Source organism: Pseudomonas sp. RW10S2, from assembly GCF_014268985.1.
Classification (GTDB): domain Bacteria; phylum Pseudomonadota; class Gammaproteobacteria; order Pseudomonadales; family Pseudomonadaceae; genus Aquipseudomonas; species Aquipseudomonas wayambapalatensis.
Map to the genome: position 1 here is coordinate 1 of NZ_JABWRO010000024.1, position 20498 is coordinate 20498.

Annotated in this window: 20 protein-coding genes; 14 read left to right on the forward strand and 6 right to left on the reverse strand. The window is 58.4% G+C overall.

From position 1 onward, the window contains the following. Window positions 1-25 precede the first annotated feature (25 nt). The 6 genes from HU729_RS07720 to dnaA form a co-directional block, all read right to left on the reverse strand. The gene (locus HU729_RS07720; protein ID WP_238348330.1) at window positions 26-667 is read right to left on the reverse strand and encodes a hypothetical protein; all 642 of its coding nucleotides are present in this window, start codon (window positions 665-667) and stop codon (window positions 26-28) included. Next, entirely contained in the window at window positions 648-1286 is a 639-nt protein-coding gene (locus tag HU729_RS07725; protein ID WP_186709460.1) for a TnsA endonuclease N-terminal domain-containing protein, read from the reverse strand. The genes HU729_RS07720 and HU729_RS07725 overlap by 20 nt, the downstream gene beginning before the upstream one ends. Window positions 1287-2106: 820 nt before the next feature. After that, complete coding sequence (gene gyrB, locus HU729_RS07730; protein WP_186670192.1) at window positions 2107-4527, reverse strand: DNA topoisomerase (ATP-hydrolyzing) subunit B; 2421 nt, start codon at window positions 4525-4527, stop codon at window positions 2107-2109. Between the two features lie 4 nt (window positions 4528-4531). Then, window positions 4532-5635, reverse strand: a complete 1104-nt coding sequence (recF, locus tag HU729_RS07735) for a DNA replication/repair protein RecF (protein ID WP_186709462.1) — start codon at window positions 5633-5635, stop codon at window positions 4532-4534. 15 nt (window positions 5636-5650) lie between these two features. Then, window positions 5651-6754 (reverse strand): DNA polymerase III subunit beta, encoded by a 1104-nt coding sequence (gene dnaN / locus HU729_RS07740; RefSeq protein ID WP_186709464.1) that lies wholly within the window; start codon window positions 6752-6754, stop codon window positions 5651-5653. A 40-nt stretch (window positions 6755-6794) separates the two neighbouring features. After that, window positions 6795-8324, reverse strand: coding sequence for a chromosomal replication initiator protein DnaA (gene dnaA / locus HU729_RS07745; protein ID WP_186670186.1), 1530 nt, complete (start codon window positions 8322-8324; stop codon window positions 6795-6797). A 579-nt stretch (window positions 8325-8903) separates the two neighbouring features. Between dnaA and rpmH the strand changes: the two genes are divergently transcribed. From rpmH to HU729_RS07815, 14 genes are all read left to right on the forward strand, one after another. Further along, window positions 8904-9038 carry a 50S ribosomal protein L34 gene (gene rpmH, locus HU729_RS07750; protein WP_003253163.1) on the forward strand — a complete coding sequence of 45 codons (135 nt, stop codon included), beginning with the start codon at window positions 8904-8906 and terminating at the stop codon, window positions 9036-9038. Between the two features lie 13 nt (window positions 9039-9051). Next, window positions 9052-9456 carry a ribonuclease P protein component gene (rnpA, locus tag HU729_RS07755; protein WP_081255180.1) on the forward strand — a complete coding sequence of 135 codons (405 nt, stop codon included), beginning with the start codon at window positions 9052-9054 and terminating at the stop codon, window positions 9454-9456. After that, on the forward strand, window positions 9449-9694 hold the full coding sequence (gene yidD, locus HU729_RS07760; RefSeq protein ID WP_011536514.1) for a membrane protein insertion efficiency factor YidD: 246 nt from the start codon (window positions 9449-9451) through the stop codon (window positions 9692-9694). Before rnpA ends, yidD begins: the two co-directional genes overlap by 8 nt. Window positions 9695-9696: 2 nt before the next feature. After that, entirely contained in the window at window positions 9697-11379 is a 1683-nt protein-coding gene (gene yidC / locus HU729_RS07765) for a membrane protein insertase YidC (protein ID WP_186709465.1), read from the forward strand. An 86-nt stretch (window positions 11380-11465) separates the two neighbouring features. Continuing rightward, complete coding sequence (gene mnmE, locus HU729_RS07770; RefSeq protein ID WP_186709467.1) at window positions 11466-12836, forward strand: tRNA uridine-5-carboxymethylaminomethyl(34) synthesis GTPase MnmE; 1371 nt, start codon at window positions 11466-11468, stop codon at window positions 12834-12836. A gap of 509 nt (window positions 12837-13345) precedes the next feature. Next, window positions 13346-15238 carry a tRNA uridine-5-carboxymethylaminomethyl(34) synthesis enzyme MnmG gene (mnmG, locus tag HU729_RS07775; RefSeq protein WP_186670180.1) on the forward strand — a complete coding sequence of 631 codons (1893 nt, stop codon included), beginning with the start codon at window positions 13346-13348 and terminating at the stop codon, window positions 15236-15238. Continuing rightward, on the forward strand, window positions 15235-15885 hold the full coding sequence (gene rsmG / locus HU729_RS07780) for a 16S rRNA (guanine(527)-N(7))-methyltransferase RsmG (protein ID WP_186670178.1): 651 nt from the start codon (window positions 15235-15237) through the stop codon (window positions 15883-15885). Before mnmG ends, rsmG begins: the two co-directional genes overlap by 4 nt. Before the next feature lie 18 nt (window positions 15886-15903). Further along, window positions 15904-16695: a ParA family protein gene (locus HU729_RS07785; protein ID WP_063541904.1), complete on the forward strand. Its 792-nt coding sequence runs from the start codon at window positions 15904-15906 to the stop codon at window positions 16693-16695. Between the two features lie 9 nt (window positions 16696-16704). Continuing rightward, window positions 16705-17577, forward strand: coding sequence for a ParB/RepB/Spo0J family partition protein (locus HU729_RS07790; protein WP_054893011.1), 873 nt, complete (start codon window positions 16705-16707; stop codon window positions 17575-17577). A gap of 149 nt (window positions 17578-17726) precedes the next feature. Beyond that, a complete protein-coding gene (locus HU729_RS07795) occupies window positions 17727-18134 on the forward strand; it encodes a F0F1 ATP synthase subunit I (RefSeq protein ID WP_054893010.1) in 408 nt (135 codons plus the stop codon). Between the two features lie 16 nt (window positions 18135-18150). Further along, entirely contained in the window at window positions 18151-19020 is an 870-nt protein-coding gene (atpB, locus tag HU729_RS07800; RefSeq protein WP_054893009.1) for a F0F1 ATP synthase subunit A, read from the forward strand. 143 nt (window positions 19021-19163) lie between these two features. After that, window positions 19164-19421 carry a F0F1 ATP synthase subunit C gene (gene atpE / locus HU729_RS07805; protein WP_003097235.1) on the forward strand — a complete coding sequence of 86 codons (258 nt, stop codon included), beginning with the start codon at window positions 19164-19166 and terminating at the stop codon, window positions 19419-19421. A 57-nt stretch (window positions 19422-19478) separates the two neighbouring features. After that, complete coding sequence (locus tag HU729_RS07810) at window positions 19479-19949, forward strand: F0F1 ATP synthase subunit B (RefSeq protein WP_054893008.1); 471 nt, start codon at window positions 19479-19481, stop codon at window positions 19947-19949. 12 nt (window positions 19950-19961) lie between these two features. Then, window positions 19962-20498: a F0F1 ATP synthase subunit delta gene (locus HU729_RS07815; RefSeq protein ID WP_054893007.1), complete on the forward strand. Its 537-nt coding sequence runs from the start codon at window positions 19962-19964 to the stop codon at window positions 20496-20498.

Here is a 20498-nt window from a genome sequence, read left to right on the forward strand (position 1 = left end):
ATGGGTGTCCGGGGTTAGTAGACCACTACATTCTGAGCTGATTGGAGGGCAATCGGGATAAGTTTTCCCCCTCTACTTTGGTTTTGAACTGAGCCGCGACCTTACTAACGCCAGGCAGCACGTCCTTGAGGTAGCTGTCGTTGATCACACCATCGAGTATCTCCTTGAGCTCTCCCTGGATCGCAGGAGTTCGCCCTTTTTTGGCATGCTGAGGGATAAGCTTTGTGACATTGTCTCCTATGTATTTGGAAGCCCAACGTCGGATCGTTGATATGGAAGGTGCACAGGCATCCCCCATTTTCTTGGCGATTCTCTTAATATCTACAATCATGTCTTCTTCACTCGGCAACTTGTTTTTACCGCGCTCAGTTAACGCGTTCAGATACTCGCGTCGACGCAAGGCCTCACCCCTGTGCTTTTCGGGGAAGCATGAAATGTCTGGAGGGATGTTCCGGACATACGGAACCCTCCCGAGGTAGGGCTGATCAGCAGCGACCTCAATCTCACGCCTCTCATAGCCCTGATAAAACTCTTTCTCGGACAGCTTCGTGGGTTCGCCGAGCTCATCGAAAAAGAGCAACCTCCGGTCAATGAGCCTCTTCTCAAGGACCATCAGGACGCCACGCACAATGACGACCAATTTCACCTTAAGGGAAAAGGTCTGCATGACGGTGCCCTCCCTGAAGGAAAATCGGGGAGTCAGTGTCGAGGGGCTTATTGAGTTCGATACCCACAATGCCCATCCCAAGCAGACGCCAACCCGGCCTCTCACCCACAGCTAACAAAAGATCGGAAACAGTCTTGGGGACCTGGTCATTGAGGACCGTCAGCACCTCCTCAAGCTTCTTACCCGAAAGCACTGGACCACGCCGATGAGACATCAATCGACGAAGGTTGCTAGCAAGGGGCTCTTCTTCAATCAGCTTGTCAGTGACTACCGAGAAGTTACGGCCGGTAGATATGAAATGGCGTTCAGCTGTTTCCAGCCGATCTCTGACTCTAGCTATGTTTAGGCGTTCTTCCGGCTTCACCTCAAACCACCAGTCCCGCCCATCTGAGAGGAAAACTCGTACGTCGGGGTAGTATTTGAAATACCCCTGAGCTGAGGGAACACGCTCCTCACTGGGCTGAACGACGTAGCTGATGACGGCAGGCGACAGCTCAAGAAGCCGAAAGAAAGCTCCCTCCAGCTGGGATTCCCAGGGCACAGGCTTTTGATTTTTCAGCGATGGAAAATACCCGCGGAAATGGTTAGACCGACGTGTGACTACCTTTCTCACCGTCATGAAACACCTCCAAAAATCTCGAAACGAGCGCCGCCGCTGCACCAAAAAACTGAGGCGCAGGGCAGGCTAAGGGAGGCCTTTCGACAGGCAACACTGTGCCGTCGAGTGGCCTCGCTAAGGTCGAAAAGATGGGAGAGGATTGACAGGGGCTTCGAAAAAGCAGACATTGCGGTTTCTCACGTCGCAAGTCCGCTTCGCTAAGCGCGGTCAGAACCTCTCGGTTTTGGTCGCGTTTTTCTACATTTGGGCCTCCATTTTCTGCTGGAGTGGTCTGGATTTGATGACTAATCAGAATTTCTAGAGATCGCCTTGATCTCTTTCTTTCTAAGCAAGACGCTTGTCACCGTACCAGCAGTTTCAATTTGATCTTAGGTTTTTGCTTCAACTGTCTGATTGGCATAAACATCCAATCTGGAAGCTAGAAAATGCGGTCCTAGATCTTATTCCAACACTCCATTGAAATCTACAGTTAATCCAACTAGCTAGTTTGGTGTTTCTTACAGTCTCCTGTTATCTGTATTAAATTAATACAAGCAGATTTACTTAATCTGCTTGTATTCCGGTGCATTATTAAAGACTTTCTGGATTCGCTACTTCCTTCCAGATTCATCCGCCGAGCCCTTCGGCCTGATTTTCCTTTCCACATCCGTACGCAGACGGCCAGCTTCAGACCAGCCGTTGGGGGCAGGGTGCCTGCAGGAATTGGAAGCAAAAAAAGCCCGCTAATGCGGGCTTGATGTTGACCGGCGGAGACCAGATTTTGGGCCCGGCCGGCATCTATTTGTGAAAGCGTGCAGCTTTTCTGTGAACCTACACGTAATCAGAAGTCCAGGTTGGACACCGACAACGCGTTGCTTTCGATGAAGTCACGACGCGGTTCTACCGCGTCACCCATCAAGGTGTTGAACAGCTGGTCGGCCGCAATCGCATCCTCGATGGTGACTTTGAGCATGCGGCGCACGGTCGGGTCCATGGTGGTTTCCCACAACTGATCCGGGTTCATCTCACCCAGTCCTTTGTATCGCTGGATGGTGTGGCGCTTGGTGGTTTCGTTCATCAGCCAATCGAGGGCTTCTTTGAACTCGGTGACTGCCTTGCGACGCTCACCACGCTGAACATAGGCACCCTCGCCAAGCAGGGTCGCCAACTTGGCGCCCAGCACGACCACCGAACGGTAGTCGTTGCTGCCGAAGAACTCGCGGTTGAAGGTCACGTAACTGGCCAGACCGTGGGAAGTAACTTCGACTTCCGGCAACCAGATGTTGCGTTCCTTGTCTTCGCGCAGGCTGGCCCGGTAGGTCAGACCAGACTTCTGGCTGTTGTTCAGGCGCTCCTGGAATTTGCCCAACCAGGCTTGCATGGTCGTGTGATCGGCCAACTGCGCCTGAGTGACTTCCGGCAAGTAGATGAAGTGCTCGGTCAGCTCTTCCGGATACAGGCGCGACAGACGCTTGAGCGTCTTCATCACACCGCGGAACTCGTTGACCAGTGCCTCAAGCTGAACACCCGACACGGGAGGCGCCGATTCGTCCAGGTGCAGGCTGGCATCTTCCAGGGCCGACTGGGTCATGTACTCTTCCATGGCCTCGTCGTCCTTGATGTACTGCTCCTGCTTGCCTTTCTTCACTTTGTACAGCGGCGGCTGGGCAATGTAGATGTAACCGCGCTCGACCAACTCAGGCAACTGACGGAAGAAGAAGGTCAGCAGCAGGGTACGGATGTGCGAACCGTCAACGTCAGCATCGGTCATGATGATGATGTTGTGATAGCGCAGCTTGTCGATGTTGTACTCTTCACGGCCGATGCCGCAGCCCAAGGCGGTAATCAGCGTGCCGACTTCCTGGGACGAGATCATCTTGTCGAAACGCGCTTTCTCGACGTTGAGGATCTTGCCCTTCAACGGCAGGATTGCCTGGGTGCGGCGGTTACGACCTTGCTTGGCCGAACCACCGGCGGAGTCACCCTCCACCAGGTACAGTTCGGAAAGGGCAGGGTCTTTTTCCTGGCAGTCGGCAAGCTTGCCCGGCAGACCAGCGATATCCAGAGCACCTTTGCGGCGGGTCATTTCCCGCGCCTTGCGCGCTGCTTCACGAGCACGCGCAGCGTCGATCATCTTGCCAACAACCGCCTTGGCTTCGTTGGGGTTTTCCAACAGGAAGTCGGCGAAGTACTTGTTCATCTCCTGCTCCACGGCGGTCTTCACCTCCGAGGAAACCAGCTTGTCCTTGGTCTGCGAGCTGAACTTTGGATCCGGCACCTTCACCGAGATGATCGCGGTCAGGCCTTCACGGGCATCGTCGCCCGTGGTCGCGACCTTGTTCTTCTTGGCCAGGCCTTCTTGCTCGATGTAGCTGTTAAGGCTACGAGTCAGCGAGGAGCGGAAGCCCACCAGGTGAGTACCACCGTCGCGCTGCGGAATGTTGTTGGTGAAGCACAGCAGGTTCTCGTTGAAGCTGTCGTTCCATTGCAGGGCGACTTCGACACCCACGCCATCGTCACGCTGGACGTTGAAGTGGAAGACCTGGGAGTTCACCGGGGTCTTGTTGGTGTTCAGGTACTCGACGAAAGCACGCAGACCACCTTCATACTTGAAGAACTCTTCCTTGCCGGAGCGCTCGTCCTTCAGCAGGATGCCAACGCCCGAGTTGAGGAACGACAGCTCACGAATCCGCTTGGCCAGGATGTCCCAGCTGAAGTGGATATTCTTGAAGGTCTCGGCGGAAGGCTTGAAGTGAATGTGGGTACCGGTGGTTTCGCTTTCACCGACCACAGCCATCGGAGCTTGTGGCACACCGTGGACGTAGGTTTGTTCCCAGATTTTGCCGCTACGGCGAACGGTCAGAACCAGCTTCTCCGAGAGGGCGTTTACCACCGAGACGCCGACGCCGTGCAGACCGCCAGAAACCTTGTAGGAGTTGTCATCGAACTTACCGCCAGCGTGCAGTACGGTCATGATGACCTCGGCGGCGGAAACGCCTTCCTCTTTATGCACGTCGACGGGAATGCCACGACCGTTGTCGCGAACACTGATGGATTCGTCCGGATGGATGATGACGGTAATGTCATCGCAATGACCGGCGAGCGCTTCGTCGATCGAGTTGTCGACCACTTCGAAGACCATGTGGTGCAGGCCGCTACCATCATCGGTGTCGCCAATGTACATGCCGGGACGCTTGCGCACGGCATCCAGCCCTTTCAGCACCTTGATGCTGGAGGAGTCGTACGTTTGATTTTCGCTCATGCCTTCACTCCCGATGGTCGTGGGTCTGGGTGATACGGCCTTGTTCCACGTGGAACAAAGCAACTGGCGTATCCGTCTGCCAGCCTTCCCTCAGTAATTCGTGATCTACACAGGTGATAAAAACCTGGCAGTGTAATTCTTCAAGCAAGCGACACAGCGCGCGTCGATGCTGCTCGTCCAACTCGGACGGCAAGTCATCCACCAGATAAATACACTGACCGCGACGAACCTGACTGACGAGGTGCCCTTGGGCAATCCGCAGGGCACAAACGACCAGCTTTTGCTGACCACGAGACAGGATATCGGCCGCGTTATTGGCGCCCAATCTCAGGCGTAGGTCAGCACGCTGCGGACCGGCCTGGGTATGGCCCATCTGCTGATCGCGAAGGAGAGAGGTGGCGAGGACTTCACTGAGGTCCCGATCCTTGTCCCAGCCTCGATAGTAGCTAAGGGTCAATCCGTCCAGCTCGACCAGTTCGCTCAGGGTTCGCTCGAAGACGGGCTTCAAGGCCTTGATATAGTTGCGACGGTATTCATCTATTTCCGCGCTGGCGAGACACAGTTCCCGGTCCCAGGCGGCTTGCGAAGCAGCGTCAAGTGTACCATGTCGCAGCCATGAGTTCCGCTGCCGCAGGGCCTTCTGCAAGCGTTGCCACGTCGCCATGAATCGAGGTTCCACGTGGAACACTCCCCAATCCAGGAACTGGCGACGCACCTTGGGAGCACCTTCGAGCAAACGGAAGCTGTCCGGGTTGATCAACTGCAGCGGCAGCATCTCAGCCAACTGCGCAGCGCTACGCGCATTCTGGCCGTCGATGCGAATAGTGAAATCCCCTTGTCGCTCGCGCGAAACCCCGAGATTGCTTGTCGCGCCATCGCTGATTTCAACCTGGCCGAACACCGTACAGGTTGGCTGTTCGTACTGGATGACGGGGTTCAGTCGGGTACTGCGAAATGAGCGTGCCAGCCCCAGCAGATGCACGGCCTCGAGCACACTGGTCTTGCCGCTGCCGTTGGCGCCGTAGAGGATGTTGATACGAGGAGAGGGGGAGAGGGTCACCGGGTGCAGATTGCGCACCGCGGTGACCGAAAGACGTCGAAGGGACATTTGGCCTGCTACGGGTTACAGACGCATCGGCATGACAACGTAGGACGAGTCGTCATTGCCGGCTTCCTGCAGCAAGGCGCTGCTGTTGGAGTCGGCGAGAATCAGACGAACCTGCTCAGTGGTCATGACCCCAAGAACGTCCAGCAAGTAGCTGACGTTGAAGCCGATCTCCAGCGAACTGCCTTCGTAGTCGACGCTGATCTCTTCTTCAGCTTCTTCCTGCTCGGGGTTGTTGGCCTGAATTTTCAGCTGACCGGAGGCCAGTTGTAGACGAATGCCACGGTACTTCTCGTTGGACAGGATCGCAGTACGGCTGAACGCTTCACGCAGCGCCTGACGGTCACCGATCACCAGCTTGTCACCACCCTTGGGCAATACGCGCTCGTAATCCGGGAACTTGCCGTCGACCAGTTTCGAGGTAAAGGTGAACTCACCGGTGGTGGCGCGAATGTGGTGCTGGCCCAGGACAATGCTGACCATGCCTTCCGGATCGGTCAGCAGGCGCGCCAGTTCCAGGATACCTTTGCGCGGCACAATGACCTGGTGACGCTCGGCCTGGCCAATGGGCGCCTGCATGGCGCAAAGTGCCAGACGGTGACCGTCAGTGGCGACAGCACGCAGCGTGTCGGTGGAGACCTCCAGCAGCATGCCGTTGAGGTAGTAGCGAACGTCCTGCTGGGCCATGGCGAAGCTGGTGCGCTCGATCAGGCGACGCAGCTTGCTCTGCTCCAGGTTGCAGGTGAGCGAACCTGGGCCTTCTTCCACGGTGGGGAAGTCGTTGGCCGGCAAGGTCGACAGGGTGAAGCGGCTACGACCAGCCTTGACCAGCAGCTTCTGCTCATCGACCTTGATATCGATCAGCACGTCGCTGGGCAGGCTCTTGCAGATGTCCATCAGCTTGCGCGCCGGGACGGTGATCTCGCCAGGCTCAGCCGGCTCTTCCAGTTGCACGCGGCCAACCAGTTCGACTTCCAGGTCGGTACCGGTCAACGACAGCTGCTGGCCTTGCACGACCAGCAGTACGTTGGACAGGACCGGCAAGGTCTGGCGGCGCTCGACGACGCCTGCGACCAGTTGCAGGGGTTTCAACAGGGCTTCGCGTTGAATGGTGAAATGCATGGTCTAGTCCCTTGCCTTCAAAGAGCTGCGCCGGCACCCATCAGGTGGTCAGCGTGCGCAGCAGGTTCTTGTAGTCCTCGCGGATGTCCGCGTCGGATTCCTTCAATTCGTTGATCTTGCGGCAAGCGTGCAGCACGGTGGTGTGGTCCCGACCGCCGAACATGTCGCCGATCTCCGGCAGACTGTGGTTGGTCAGCTCCTTGGACAACGCCATGGCCACCTGCCGCGGGCGCGCGACAGAGCGCGAGCGGCGCTTGGACAACAGATCGGAGATCTTGATCTTGTAGTACTCGGCGACCGTGCGCTGGATGTTATCCACACTGACCAGTTTGTCTTGCAGCGCCAGCAGATCCTTGAGCGATTCGCGAATCAACTCGATGGTGATATCTCGCCCCATGAAGTGCGAGTGAGCAATCACCCGCTTCAATGCACCTTCCAGTTCACGCACGTTGGAGCGGATGCGCTGGGCAATGAAGAACGCAGCATCATGCGGCAGTTCGACCTTGGCCTGGTCGGCCTTCTTCATGAGGATCGCCACGCGGGTTTCCAGCTCCGGTGGCTCGACAGCCACCGTCAGGCCCCAACCGAAACGCGACTTCAGGCGCTCTTCCAGGCCTTCGATCTCTTTAGGGTAGCGGTCACTGGTGAGGATGACCTGCTGTCCACCCTCAAGCAGGGCATTGAAGGTGTGGAAGAACTCTTCCTGGGAACGCTCTTTGCGGGCGAAGAACTGGATATCGTCGATCAACAGCGCGTCCACCGAACGGTAGAAGCGCTTGAATTCGTTGATTGCGTTCAACTGCAACGCCTTGACCATATCGGCGACGAAGCGCTCCGAGTGCAGGTAGACGACCTTGGCATTCGGGTTCTTCTTCAGCAGGTGGTTACCCACAGCGTGCATCAAGTGCGTCTTACCCAGGCCCACGCCACCATAAAGGAAGAGCGGGTTGTAGCCATGCTTGGGGTTGTCGGCAACCTGCCAGGCCGCAGCGCGCGCCAGCTGGTTGGACTTACCCTCCACGAAGGTCTCGAAGGTGAAGGTTCGGTTCAGGTAGCTGGTGTGCTTGAGCGCACCTTCGACCTGGACGGTCCGTTGCTCGGTACGGGTAGTTGCCGCAGGCGCAGGCGTCGAATCACCCACCCCATCGAAACCGTCGTGGGACGTAGATTCCTGCACCTCACTGACCAACTCAGGCTCGAGCGCCGTGACCGGTGCACTGGCAACCGCTGTTGGCTGAACAGCCGGCTTGGCCTGGCTCTGGGCCAGCGATGCGGCGACCGCAGCACTGACCGGTGCGTTAGGTGCCGCTCGTGGAGCGGAGCTGCGGCGGCTGCCTATTAATAAGGAGAGGGCAGGTGCAAGGCCGTTTCCTTGTTCACCCAGCAGTTCGAGCAGGCGGCCGAGGTACTTTTCATTGACCCAATCGAGAACGAAACGGTTAGGCGCATAGACGCGCAACTCGTCGCCTTCGGCTTCGACCTGTAGCGGACGGATCCAGGTGTTGAATTGCTGGGCAGGCAGTTCGTCGCGCAGAAGCTCCACGCACTGCTGCCAAAGTTCCACTGACACGGATATCCCCTGAGTTGAAAGCCGGATGAGGCAAAAACAAACCGCCATTGTACCGGGCGAGCAGTCACTTATCCACATGTCGTGGTGTGTTGAGCTGTGCCAAATCAGTCATTTAGCGGCAAAAACGACCTTTCAAGCGGAAAATAAGCCCTGTGGATAACCGCACATGAGGGCTATGCACAACCCTGGGCTCAGCCCTGTGGATAATTCAGCTGTGGATAAATGCCTGTTCCATCCACAGCTTTTCCGCGGGTCCGGCACAGCCAGAGCACCTGTTACCGACATACTTATGATTCTCTGTACAGTCGATGGATTGTGGCCTGCAATAGGTTATCCACAGATACTTATCCACTTAAGATCTATAAGTTCTTCAAAAAAGCTTTCTATATGTCTCTCTTTTTTTACATGTTGAGCATCTGTTCCGTATGAATCAACCGGTCCTCGGGCTGGCAGAGGGGAAAGGCCGTCTATAAGGAATGCTGGTTGGAAATTGACCTATCGGCTTGCTTTCTCTAGAATCGCCGGTCTCTTAAAAAGGGGGCCATCCCGGCCCGTTGTCGACAACCCAGGTAACACGCCATGAAACGTACTTTCCAACCAAGCACCATCAAGCGCGCGCGCACCCACGGTTTCCGTGCCCGTATGGCCACCAAGAACGGCCGCGCTGTTCTGTCGCGTCGTCGTGCCAAAGGCCGTAAGCGTCTGGCAATTTGATTTTTCGGCACAGGTGGTGAGTCAGGACTTCAGTCGGGATAAGCGACTGCTTACACCCCGGCATTTCAAAGCAGTCTTCGACTCCCCAACCGGCAAGGTTCCAGGGAAAAGCCTGCTCATCCTTGCCCGCGAGAACGGCCTCGATCATCCACGCCTCGGCCTGGTGATCGGCAAGAAGAGCGTCAAGCTCGCCGTTCAACGCAACCGCCTCAAACGCCTGATGCGCGACTCATTCCGTCTGAACCAGCAAAGTCTGGCCGGGCTGGATATAGTGATCGTCGCGCGCAAGGGGTTGGGTGAGATAGAAAACCCAGAATTGCACCAACACTTTGGCAAACTCTGGAAGCGCCTGGCCCGCAGTCGGCCCTCTCCAGCGGTACCTGCCGATTCCGCACGGGTAGACAGTCACGATGCGTAAACTGGCCCTCGTTCCGATCCAGTTCTACCGTTACGCCATTAGTCCTCTGATGGCCAGTCACTGTCGTTTCTACCCCAGTTGCTCCTGTTACGCGTATGAAGCCATAGAAAACCATGGCCTCTTGCGTGGCGGGTGGCTTGCCGTTCGTCGCCTGGGTCGTTGTCATCCGTGGAATGATGGCGGTTTCGATCCCGTCCCGCCTGCTCCTTCCTCCCGAACTTCTTCGATAGCCGAGTAATCATGGATATTAAACGCACGATCCTGATCGTCGCCCTGGCAATCGTGTCCTACGTTCTGGTCCTCAAGTGGAACCAGGACTATGGTCAGGCAGCCCTGCCGACTCAGCATACTGCTGCCAGCAACGCTGCACCGGCTCTGCCGGACACCGTGCCGGCCGGCAATAACGGCGCCAGCGCCGATGTGCCGAGCGCCAATGCCGAAGCCAGCCCCGCTGAAATCGCGCCAGTCGCGCTCAGCAAGGACCTGATCCGGGTCAAGACCGATGTCCTGGACCTGGCTATCGACCCGGTCGGCGGTGACATCGTCCAGCTGACCTTGCCCAAGTACCCACGCCGTCAGGATCATCCGGACATCGCCTTCCAGTTGTTCGACAACGGCGGCGAGCGTGTCTATCTGGCGCAGAGCGGCCTGACCGGCGCGAATGGCCCGGACGCCCGTTCGAGCGGTCGTCCCCTGTACGCTGCCGACCAGAAGAGCTTCCAGCTGACCGACGGTCAGGACCAACTGGTGGTCGACCTCAAGTTCAGCGATAACGGCGTCAACTACATCAAGCGCTTCAGCTTCAAGCGCGGTGAGTACGACCTGACCGTCAGCTACCTGATCGACAACCAGAGCGGTGCAGCCTGGACCGGCAACATGTTTGCCCAGCTCAAGCGTGACGCCAGCTCCGATCCTTCCTCGAGCACCGCGACCGGTACCGCGACTTACCTGGGCGCTGCCCTGTGGACAAGTTCGGAGCCGTACAAGAAGGTGTCGATGAAGGACATCGACAAAGGTAATTTGAAAGAAAATGTGTCTGGCGGCTGGGTAGCATGGCTGCAGCACTACTTCGTGACCGCGTGGATTCCGGCCAAGTCGGACAACAACGTGGTCCAGACCCGCAAGGACAGCCAGGGCAACTACATCATCGGCTACACCGGCCCGGCGCTGAACGTGCCTGCCGGCGGCAAGGTCGAGACCAGCGCCACGCTGTACGCAGGTCCGAAGATCCAGTCCAAGCTCAAGGAGTTGTCCCCAGGCCTGGAGCTGACCGTCGACTACGGCTTCCTGTGGTTCATCGCTCAGCCGATCTTCTGGCTGCTGCAACATATCCACAGCCTGCTGGGTAACTGGGGCTGGTCGATCATCGTTCTGACCATGCTCATCAAGGGTCTGTTCTTCCCGCTGTCGGCTGCCAGCTACCGCTCGATGGCGCGCATGCGTGCCGTGGCGCCGAAACTGGCCCAGCTCAAGGAACGCTTCGGTGACGATCGCCAGAAGATGTCCCAGGCGATGATGGAGCTGTACAAGAAAGAGAAGATCAACCCGCTGGGCGGCTGCCTGCCGATCCTGGTGCAGATGCCAGTGTTCCTGGCCCTGTACTGGGTACTGCTGGAAAGCGTCGAGATGCGCCAGGCCCCTTGGATGCTGTGGATTACCGACCTGTCGATCAAGGATCCATTCTTCATCCTGCCGATCATCATGGGCGCCACCATGTTCATCCAGCAGCGTCTGAATCCGACCCCACCGGATCCGATGCAGGCGAAGGTCATGAAAATGATGCCAATCATCTTCACCTTCTTCTTCCTGTGGTTCCCGGCAGGTCTGGTGCTGTACTGGGTTGTGAACAACTGCCTGTCGATCACTCAGCAGTGGTACATCACCCGTCGTATCGAAGCAGCCACGAAAAAAGCGGCTGCTTGACAGGTTGACCCGTTAGCCTGTGAATAAAAACGCCCCTTCGTGGGGCGTTTTTGCTATCCGTCGTTTTGTCGTAGAGGCTTTCGAGCATGAACACCGTGCGTGAAACCATTGCCGCCATCGCCACCGCCCAGGGCCGCGGTGGCGTCGGTATCGTCCGCTTGTCCGGGCCACTGGCCAGCCAGGCCGGGCAGGCCATCACCGGCCGCACACTGACTCCGCGCCATGCCCACTACGGGCCATTTCGTGCCGACGGTGGTTTGGTCCTGGATGAAGGCATTGCGCTGTTCTTCCCTGGCCCCAACTCGTTCACTGGTGAAGACGTCCTGGAACTGCAGGGGCATGGAGGGCCGGTGGTGCTCGACATGCTGTTGCAGCGCTGTGTCGAGTTGGGTTGTCGTCTCGCCCGTCCTGGCGAGTTCAGCGAGCGGGCGTTCCTCAACGATAAACTCGACCTGGCCCAGGCCGAAGCGATCGCCGACCTGATCGAAGCCAGTTCCACCCAAGCCGCACGCAATGCGTTGCGCTCGCTGCAGGGGGCGTTTTCCAAGCGTGTGCATGCATTGACCGAAGCGCTGATCGCCCTGCGCATCTACGTTGAAGCGGCGATCGACTTCCCGGAGGAGGAAATCGACTTTCTCGCCGATGGCCATGTGCTGAAGATGCTGGAAGCCGTCCGGGACGACTTGTCCACAGTTCAGCGTGAGGCGGGGCAGGGGGCGTTGCTGCGTGACGGCATGACGGTGGTGATTGCAGGCCGTCCGAATGCCGGCAAATCGAGCCTGCTGAACCAGTTGGCCGGACGCGAGGCGGCGATCGTCACCGACATCGCCGGCACCACCCGGGACATCCTGCGCGAACATATCCACATCGATGGCATGCCGTTGCACGTGGTGGATACCGCAGGTCTGCGCGATACCGACGATCATGTGGAAAAGATTGGCGTGGAACGCGCACTCAAGGCGATTGGCGAGGCAGACCGGGTACTGCTGGTGGTGGATTCCACTGCGCCCGAGGCCAACGATCCGTTCGCCTTGTGGCCGGAGTTCCTCGATCAACGGCCGGACCCTGCAAAAGTCACGCTGATTCGCAACAAGGCCGACCTGAGTGGCGAGAGCGTCGGTATCGAGCAGAGTGATGATGGCCACGTGACGATCACCCTCAGTGCGAAGGGCGACGCTACAGGCCTGGATCTGCTGCGTGATCACCTCAAGGCCTGCATGGGTTACGAACAGACTGCGGAAAGCAGCTTCAGTGCGCGCAGGCGGCATCTGGATGCACTGCGCCAGGCCAGCGCCTACCTCGATCATGGTCATGCCCAACTGACGCTCGCTGGTGCCGGTGAGTTGCTGGCAGAGGACCTGCGCCATGCTCAACAGGCCCTGGGAGAGATCACCGGCGCATTCAGCTCGGATGACCTGTTGGGAAGGATCTTCTCGAGCTTCTGTATCGGTAAATAATCCACAGCTCGGCAACACCAAGGCCGCTCCAGCCAGGAGCGGCTTTTTTTTGCCTGTCAGAAACGTGGGCTTGCCCGCGAATCGATTACCCACTGTAGATCTCATCCACAGACCGAAAACCATCACCAGGAGCCCTGTGGAAAACTGGCCTTCAGGTCCGTTGATAACCAGGCTTTTTTTCTGAGGACAATCCCGCCTGTGGGTAAAACGTACTTTAATCCACAGGTTAAACGCCGTTATCCAGAACCCTCACCCCCCCTTCGACACAGGGTTATGATTCTCTGAAGGCAGCATGGATACTGGTCTCAATTAACTTATCCACATGTGGGTAGCCGCCTAAGAATAAACATAAAAACAAAGCTTTTATAAATTTTTCCTTTTTGATTTCTATTGCCGCCATTCATCCACAGACTGGTCAAAATTTGCTCAGACGGTTTCACTAGAGCGGGTGAAGTCCCTATACTTGTCGGCTTACCTTCTCTATTCGCAAAACAGGCACGAGGTGCGTGGTGGATTTCCCTTCCCGTTTTGAAGTGATCGTCATCGGCGGCGGCCATGCCGGTACCGAGGCTGCGCTTGCGTCCGCACGCATGGGTGTGAAAACCCTGCTGCTGACCCATAACGTGGAAACCCTCGGTCACATGAGTTGCAACCCGGCCATCGGTGGTATCGGCAAGAGCCACCTGGTCAAGGAAATCGATGCACTCGGCGGCGCCATGGCGCTTGCCACCGACAAGAGCGGCATCCAGTTCCGCATCCTGAACAACCGCAAGGGCCCGGCTGTGCGCGCCACCCGTGCACAGGCCGACCGCGCCATCTACAAGGCCGTGGTCCGCGAGATCCTGGAAAACCAGCCGAACCTGTGGATATTCCAACAGTCCTGCGATGACCTGATCGTCGAGCAGGACCAGGTCAAGGGCGTGGTGACACAGATGGGCCTGCGCTTCTTCGCCGACTCTGTGGTGCTGACTACCGGCACCTTCCTCGGTGGACTTATCCACATCGGCCTGCAGAACTACTCCGGTGGTCGCGCCGGTGATCCTCCCGCCATTGCCCTGGCTCATCGTCTGCGTGAACTGCCGCTGCGCGTTGGCCGTTTGAAAACCGGCACGCCGCCCCGTATCGATGGCCGCTCGGTAGACTTCTCGGTGATGGGCGAACAACCCGGCGATACCCCGATCCCGGTGATGTCGTTCATGGGCAATGCGCAGATGCACCCGCGCCAGGTCAGCTGCTGGATTACCCACACCAACGCCCGCACCCACGAGATCATCGCCTCGAACCTCGACCGCTCGCCGATGTACTCCGGTGTGATCGAAGGCATCGGCCCGCGCTACTGCCCGTCGATCGAGGACAAGATCCATCGCTTCGCCGACAAGGAAAGCCATCAGGTATTCATCGAGCCGGAAGGCCTGAATACCCATGAGCTGTATCCCAACGGCATCTCGACTTCGCTGCCATTCGATGTGCAGTTGCAGATCGTCCGTTCGATCCGCGGCATGGAGAACGCGCACATCGTGCGTCCGGGTTACGCCATCGAGTACGACTACTTCGACCCGCGTGACCTCAAGTACAGCCTCGAGACCAAGGTCATCGGCGGCCTGTTCTTCGCTGGCCAGATCAACGGCACCACCGGCTACGAAGAAGCCGGCGCCCAGGGCCTGCTGGCCGGTACCAACGCCGCACTGCGTGCGCAGGGCCGCGAAAGCTGGTGCCCGCGCCGTGACGAGGCGTACATCGGCGTACTGGTCGACGACCTGATTACCCTGGGCACCCAGGAGCCTTACCGCATGTTCACCTCGCGTGCCGAATACCGGCTGATCCTTCGCGAAGACAACGCTGATCTGCGCCTGACCGAGAAAGGCCGCGAGCTGGGGTTGGTCGACGATGAGCGCTGGGCCGCCTTCACCGCCAAGCGCGAAGGCATCGAGCGCGAAGAACAGCGCATGAGGAGCACCTGGATCCGCCCGGGCACGCCGCAAGGCCAAGCCGTTGTGGATAAGTTCGGTACACCGCTGGCCCACGAGTACAACCTGCTCAACCTGCTGGCGCGCCCCGAGATCGACTACGCGGGGCTGATCGAAGCCACGGGCGGTGATGTCATCGATCCCCAGGTGGCCGAACAGGTCGAGATCAAGACCAAGTACGCCGGCTACATCGATCGCCAGCAGGACGAGATCGCCCGTCTGCGCGCCAGCGAAGACACTCGCCTGCCTGTGGATATCGACTACGCTGGCATTTCCGGGTTGTCCAAGGAAATCCAGAGCAAGCTCGGCCAGACCCGTCCGGAAACCCTCGGCCAGGCTTCCCGTATTCCCGGCGTTACCCCGGCGGCAATTTCTCTGTTGCTGATTCACCTGAAAAAACGCGGCGCTGGCCGCGAATTGGAGCAAAGCGCTTGAGTTCCCTGGTCACCCCGCAACATGCCGAAGAGTTGTCCACAGGTGCGCGCCAGCTCGGAGTCGAGCTGAGTGCGCAGCAGCACGAACTGCTGCTTGGGTACCTGGCCCTGTTGATCAAATGGAACAAGGCCTACAACCTGACCGCAGTGCGCGATCCGGACGAGATGGTGTCGCGTCATCTGCTCGACAGCCTCAGCGTCATGCCGTTTATCCACAGCGACACGCAACGCTGGCTGGATGTTGGCAGCGGCGGCGGCATGCCGGGTATCCCGCTGGCTATCCTGCATCCGCACAAGCAGGTGACGGTACTGGACAGCAACGGCAAGAAGACCCGCTTCCTGACGCAGGTGAAGATGGAGCTGAAACTCGACAACCTGACGGTTATCCACAGCCGTGTGGAAGAGGTTCAGCCCGAGCAACCGTTCTGCGGCATCATCTCCCGGGCGTTCAGCAGCATGGAGAATTTCACCAACTGGACCCGCCACCTGGGTGACGCCCGTACGCAATGGCTTGCAATGAAGGGGCTGCATCCTGCCGATGAACTGGTAGCATTGCCCGCAGACTTCACAGTGGAAAGCGAGCAGGCCCTGACCGTTCCAGGTTGCCAGGGCCAGCGCCATCTGCTGATACTGCGCCGCAAGGCTTGACTGGGAACACACGCAACAATGGCTAAGGTATTCGCAATCGCGAACCAGAAGGGTGGTGTCGGCAAGACCACCACCTGCATCAATCTCGCCGCATCGCTGGCCGCGACCAAGCGTCGCGTGCTGCTGATCGACCTCGATCCACAGGGCAATGCCACCATGGGCAGCGGTGTGGACAAGCACGAGCTCGAGCACTCGGTGTACGACCTGTTGATCGGGGAATGCGACCTGGCCCAGGCCATGCAGTACTCCGAGCACGGCGGCTTCCAGCTGTTGCCCGCCAACCGTGACCTCACCGCCGCAGAGGTGGTGCTGCTGGAAATGCAGATGAAGGAGAGCCGCCTGCGCAACGCGCTGGCGCCTATCCGCGACAACTACGACTACATCCTCATCGACTGCCCGCCTTCGTTGTCGATGCTGACGCTGAACGCCTTGGTCGCTTCCGATGGCGTGATTATCCCCATGCAGTGCGAGTACTACGCGCTGGAAGGCCTGAGCGACCTTGTGGATAACATCAAGCGCATCGCTGCCCGGTTGAACCCGGAGCTGAAGATCGAAGGCCTGCTGCGGACCATGTACGACCCGCGCCTGAGCCTGAACAACGATGTTTCGGCCCAGCTCAAGGAGCATTTCGGCGATCAGCTCTACGACACCGTGATACCGCGCAATATTCGCCTGGCCGAGGCTCCGAGCTTCGGTATGCCGGCGCTGGCCTACGACAAGCAATCACGTGGTGCGCTCGCCTACCTTGCCCTGGCTGGGGAACTGGTGCGCCGTCAGCGCCGTCAATCCCGCACTGCACAAACAACTTAAGGAATCCGCATGGCCATCAAGAAACGCGGTCTCGGACGTGGGTTGGATGCACTGCTCAGTGGTCCTTCCGTCAGCGCGCTCGAAGAGCAGGCTGTCACGGTCGACCAGAAGGAACTGCAGCGCCTGCCGGTCGAACTGATCCAGCGTGGCAAGTACCAACCTCGCCGTGACATGGACCCGGAGGCGCTGGAGGAGCTGGCGCATTCGATCCGCAATCATGGCGTGATGCAGCCGATCGTGGTTCGCCCGATTGGCGAAGGCCGCTACGAAATCATCGCCGGTGAGCGTCGCTGGCGCGCCACCCAGCAGGCAGGCCTGGACACTATCCCGGCCATGGTCCGCGAGGTGCCGGACGAAGCCGCCATCGCCATGGCGCTGATCGAAAACATCCAGCGCGAGGATCTCAACCCGCTGGAAGAAGCCCTTGCCCTGCAGCGGTTGCAGCAGGAGTTCGAGCTGACCCAGCAACAGGTGGCCGATGCCGTGGGCAAGTCGCGTGTCACCGTGGCCAACCTGCTGCGCCTGATCAGCCTTCCTGAGGCGATCAAGACCATGCTCGCCCACGGCGACCTGGAAATGGGCCATGCGCGCGCCTTGCTGGGGCTCGAGGAGAGCCGGCAGGAAGAAGGGGCGCGACATGTTGTCGCACGAGGCCTCACCGTGCGCCAAACCGAGGCACTGGTCCGTCAGTGGCTCAACGGCAAGCCTGAGCCGGTGGAATCGAGCAAACCTGATCCGGATATCGCCCGGCTGGAACAGCGGCTGGCAGAGCGCCTGGGCTCATCGGTGCAGATTCGCCATGGCGACAAGGGCAAGGGCCAGCTGGTCATCCGCTACAACTCCCTCGACGAGCTTCAGGGTGTACTTGCTCACATCCGCTGAAACAATTCCCGTTGTAGCGCGCAGTCGGAAATCACTACCCAAGAGTTGAATAGGGGTTAATCCACCCCTATACTCTGCGCGCATTTTGTCGGCACAAATTATGCCAAGTCATAGCTGACTGGGCAGTCGACTTTCGAGGAGCAGTTTTGATGGAAATCCGCACGCCAAACCGCCTGCCTTTCCATCGCTGGGCGGTTTTCCCGGTACTGCTGGCTCAATTTGGGGTGTTATTGCTGGCAACGTTGGTGTTGTGGCAGTGGCAGGGCAAGGTCAGCGGTTATTCGGGCCTCTGTGGAGGTTTGATCGGCTGGCTGCCCAACGTGTATTTCGCCTGGAAGGCTTTTCGCTTCAGCGGAGCCCGGGCGGCGCAGGCCATCGTCAAGTCGTTCTACGCAGGCGAGGCAGGCAAATTGATTTTGACGGCAGTGCTGTTCGCACTGACCTTTGCAGGAGTGAAGCCACTGGCGCCGTTAGCAGTATTCGGCGTCTTCCTGCTGACTCTCACGGTCAGCTGGTTCGCGCCACTGCTGATGAATAAAAGACTTTCGAGACCTTAGGGCGTTTGAGGCAACCATGGCAGCAGAAACCGCTTCGGGCTATATCCAGCACCACTTGCAGAACCTGACCTACGGTCAACTACCAGACGGCAGCTGGGGCCTGGCCCATTCGGCTGCCGAAGCCAAGGCAATGGGCTTCTGGGCATTCCACCTGGACACCCTGGGCTGGTCCGTTGCACTGGGTCTGATCTTCCTGTTCATCTTCCGCATGGCGGCCAAGAAGGCGACCTCCGGTCAGCCTGGTGCCCTGCAGAACTTCGTCGAAGTACTGGTCGACTTCGTTCACGGCAGCGTGAAGGACTCGTTCCACGGTCGTAGCCCGGTCATCGCACCGCTGGCCCTGACCATCTTCGTCTGGGTGTTCCTGATGAACGCCATCGACCTGGTACCGGTCGACTGGATTCCGCAGCTGGCGATCCTGATCTCGGGCGATCCGCACATTCCGTTCCGCGCCGTATCGACCACCGACCCGAACGCCACCCTGGGCATGGCCCTGAGCGTGTTCGCGCTGATCATCTTCTACAGCATCAAGGTCAAGGGCATCGGCGGCTTCATCGGCGAGCTCACGCTCCACCCGTTCGGTAGCAAGAACATCTTCGTGCAGATCCTGCTGATCCCGGTGAACTTCCTGCTGGAATTCGTCACCCTGATCGCCAAACCGATCTCCCTGGCACTGCGTCTGTTCGGCAACATGTATGCCGGCGAGCTTGTGTTCATCCTGATCGCCGTGATGTTCGGCACCGGCATCCTCTGGCTGAGCGGCCTGGGTGTGGTGCTGCAGTGGGCGTGGGCCGTGTTCCACATCCTGATCATCACTCTGCAAGCATTCATCTTCATGATGCTCACCATCGTCTACCTGTCGATGGCGCACGAAGATAACCATTAAGACCGCCTGGCGTGTCTGATAGTCTTCCCCGCCTGTTCGGGGGGAAGACTGAAAAAGTCCGCAAGGGCAGTTGTTTCAAACGATTTGTTTTACCGCTTCAATTAAAAAACCTAACCAATACGACGTAAAAGTCGGGAGGAAAGATGGAAACTGTAGTTGGTCTGACCGCTATCGCTGTTGCTCTGCTGATCGGCCTGGGTGCTCTGGGTACCGCCATTGGTTTCGGCCTGCTGGGCGGCAAGTTCCTGGAAGGCGCTGCTCGTCAGCCTGAGATGGTTCCGATGCTGCAGGTCAAAATGTTCATCGTTGCCGGTCTGCTCGACGCCGTAACCATGATCGGTGTTGGTATCGCTCTGTTCTTCACCTTCGCGAATCCCTTCGTTGGTCAGATCGCCGGCTAATCACTCGTTCCTACGAGTTGATTGGTGTGATGGACAAAGACCGAGCGAGGTGTTGGCGTGAACATTAATGCAACCCTGATTGGCCAATCCGTTGCTTTTCTGATTTTTGTGCTGTTCTGCATGAAGTATGTATGGCCTCCGGTCATCACTGCTCTGCACGAGCGCCAAAAGAAGATTGCCGACGGCTTGGACGCTGCCAACCGCGCAGCTCGCGACCTGGAGCTGGCCCAAGAGAAAGCGGGTCAGCAACTGCGTGAAGCAAAAGCACAGGCAGCCGAAATCATTGAGCAAAGCAAGAAACGCGCTGCTCAGCTTGTCGAGGAAGCCCGTGATCAGGCTCGCGTCGAAGCTGACCGTGTGAAGGCTCAGGCTCAAGCCGAGATCGAACAGGAACTCAACAGCATCAAAGACGCCCTGCGTGCCCAAGTGGGTGCCCTGGCCGTTGGCGGCGCTGAAAAGATCCTTGGCGCCACAATCGATCAAAACGCGCATGCGGAGCTGGTTAACAAACTGGCCGCTGAAATTTAAGCGAGGGCGATCATGGCAGAACTGACCACGTTGGCCCGACCTTACGCTAAGGCAGCTTTCGAGCACGCCCAGGCCCAGCAGCAACTGGCCAATTGGTCAGCCATGCTCGGCCTGGCTGCTGCGGTGTCGGAAGACGGCACCATGCAGCGCCTGCTCAAGGCCCCGCAACTGACTAGCGCAGAAAAGGCCGCCGCATTCATTGAAGTGTGCGGTGACAAGTTCGATGTACAGGCACAGAATTTCATTCATGTTGCCGCGGAAAACGACCGTCTCCTGCTTCTGCCGGAGATCGCCGCTCTGTTCGACCTGTACAAGGCCGAGCAAGAGAAATCCGTGGACGTGGAAGTCACCAGTGCTTTTGCGTTGAACCAAGAACAGCAAGACAAACTCGCCAAGGTTCTCAGTGCACGGCTCAGCCGGGAAGTGCGCCTGCACGCGTCGGAGGATGCCAGCCTGATCGGCGGCGTCGTCATCCGCGCCGGCGACCTGGTAATCGATGGCTCGGTTCGCGGCAAGATCGCGAAACTGGCCGAAGCATTGAAATCTTGA